Origin of the sequence: Legionella sp., from assembly GCF_049790535.1 — a bacterium.
Lineage (GTDB): Bacteria > Pseudomonadota > Gammaproteobacteria > Legionellales > Legionellaceae > Legionella.
Genome location: NZ_JBAQZB010000163.1, coordinates 1 through 2,042, shown reverse-complemented (window position 1 = coordinate 2,042; position 2,042 = coordinate 1). Strand labels below are relative to the sequence as shown.

Here is a 2,042-nt window from a genome sequence, read left to right as displayed (position 1 = left end):
TGCAAAAATCATCAATGTCACAGAAAATTTCAACCATTGGTGCTAATAGCATTTCGACTCCTTTCATAACTTGGCGGTTTAAAAAAGAGAGAAATCTATCAAGCACCATCTTTTTATTCAATATTTTCAAGTAATTATAATTTTCTTATCCATAACTGGCGTTAAATATATTTTAGCAATTATTATATCGCGTTTAGCCATGGCATGTACAAAAAGTAATTGTATATTTTCTTGTCTTTTATAAAACGCCGATAACCCATTATCCATATTATTTACCCCTTCCCTAATGCAGTGCAGTGCTGTTAACCGAATCACATCGGTGCCTATAAACTCCACACATTCTGCGGTTACAGTCATTTTCATATTATAGCTATTAAAATGATGCTATAAGTTAAAGACTATCTATACTAATAAGTAGGCTCTTCCCCATTTAAAATGCTGAAATAAGTAATGAGAAGTATGTTATGGACACTTTTAGCGTTTACCTAATAAAATTTATGCCGTTGGCAAATTGAAGTGTATTTTCGCATTTTAAAAAGTGGGTACCGAATTGAAAAATTACAATTACAGGCTTAATTACCACAGGACTGAGTAATGAAAGCATACTCGAAATTGCCAGAAAATGCTTAAAGAAGGTTCTAAACTAGTGTTTGTCGCAAAAGTTACTGAATTATCCTTAGATAAATCAAAGAACTACAAAAATGACAATTAGAGCCCAATTATGAATTCATCCAACATGCTATTGGTGAGTATAGCCATGATAAATAAGTACTGTTAGGGTTAATATATTCTTTTGAAATAAAAATAAGATAGAAAATGCAGAATCGTGCTTGTGCACAGCGTCAATACACCTTAAGACCATCATCGGATCAAGTTCGACATCCTGTCGATTGAAGCTGCGCCAAACGTTGTTATTATAGAAAAACTATGAGTATTGGCCAGCAGAAAACTACGTAATATTGTGTAAGATATTTCTTATTTTTATCAACAAGACTAATACATGCGAACGCGCGGCACTTCAGACCAGCATGACGTATAGGCCGGGGATTTTAATTCAGAACGTATTGCCCAAGGCTTTGAATATCCTTCAGCCACGCGATTCATTGAACACTGCCCAAACGTCATGCCAACCTATTTCTTGGCTAGCATACTCCATTGAGTAATATAAGGATTGGGATACCCCTCAATTGCAGCCACCTGGCTTGCCCATTGTAGTTCCCACGCGCTCGGGGAATAGGTTTTGTTCCACGCCATAAATAATTCCTTTTGCGAAGAGCTTAAAGAAATCCTATAATGTTCTGCCATAAATAAGTAAGCTCGCGCGACCACACCCTTTGCGTTATCTGGAGGCTCTGCCCGGCGCAACGCTTTATCAATTTTAATGGTGCAGCCAAAATAATTATTTTTTCCTGGAATCATGCCAAAGCGATAATTAGAGCGCGCTTGATTAACGAGCCCTACAGCTGGCCATAAATTATAAAGCTCCGCTTCTAAATGACGATAGTGTTTATCTATTTGTTGACAACAACGCCGCCCCTTAAAAGGCTTACCCTGTTTGTCTGTACATAAAGGAGTGCGCCAGCACTCAAAGCGCTGACCTAAATGCTCAGCCGCCACTATATGCTCAAACTCCATGCGGTGCGCACGTTTGTTAGCAGAAGCTTCTTGCATACCACAACTGGTTAAATCAATTTCTTTTTGGTTATAGGTGCATTGGCAATAAATTGTTTGCGGATGTTTACTAAAAACGGAAACAGCAATTTTTTTAGCACGCGCAAAGGAATCAGGTGATGCCGCATAGCCTGTAGAGCAAATTAATAAAAATAAGAGAAAAGAGCGCATAACTTAGCCATAAAAAAAGAATAAAATTATAAAGAGTGGCAGCATTAAATTCCATTTATTTTTCTAAAAAAGCAGGGAATAATAAAATCCAGAACGGTTCATTAAAGCACAACAAAACCCACACTTTGTGTGGTGCGATTAGCTCAACTCGGCTGACGTATGATGAAGTTAAAGAAAAAGGAAATCGTTTATTTCTTAAT

The 2,042-nt window shown here is 37.2% G+C and carries 3 protein-coding genes; all 3 read right to left on the bottom strand.

The genetic code is table 11. The annotated features are described in order from the left end of the window. Nucleotides 1–126: 126 nt before the first annotated feature. Nucleotides 127–267, bottom strand: a complete 141-nt coding sequence (locus WA877_RS11555; protein ID WP_425171068.1) for a hypothetical protein — start codon at nt 265–267, stop codon at nt 127–129. 726 nt (nt 268–993) lie between these two features. Beyond that, nucleotides 994–1,125: a DUF4113 domain-containing protein gene (locus WA877_RS11550; RefSeq protein WP_425171067.1), complete on the bottom strand. Its 132-nt coding sequence runs from the start codon at nt 1,123–1,125 to the stop codon at nt 994–996. A 6-nt stretch (nt 1,126–1,131) separates the two neighbouring features. Continuing rightward, nucleotides 1,132–1,842 (bottom strand): endonuclease, encoded by a 711-nt coding sequence (locus WA877_RS11545; protein WP_425171066.1) that lies wholly within the window; start codon nt 1,840–1,842, stop codon nt 1,132–1,134. Nucleotides 1,843–2,042: the final 200 nt, after the last annotated feature.

What these genes read in the sequence shown, in the direction of transcription:
- WA877_RS11555 (WP_425171068.1), bottom strand. Translation starts at nt 267, where the DNA reads ATGGATAATGGGTTATCGGCGTTTTATAAAAGACAAGAAAATATACAA.
- WA877_RS11550 (WP_425171067.1), bottom strand. Translation starts at nt 1,125, where the DNA reads ATGACGTTTGGGCAGTGTTCAATGAATCGCGTGGCTGAAGGATATTCA.
- WA877_RS11545 (WP_425171066.1), bottom strand. Translation starts at nt 1,842, where the DNA reads ATGCGCTCTTTTCTCTTATTTTTATTAATTTGCTCTACAGGCTATGCG.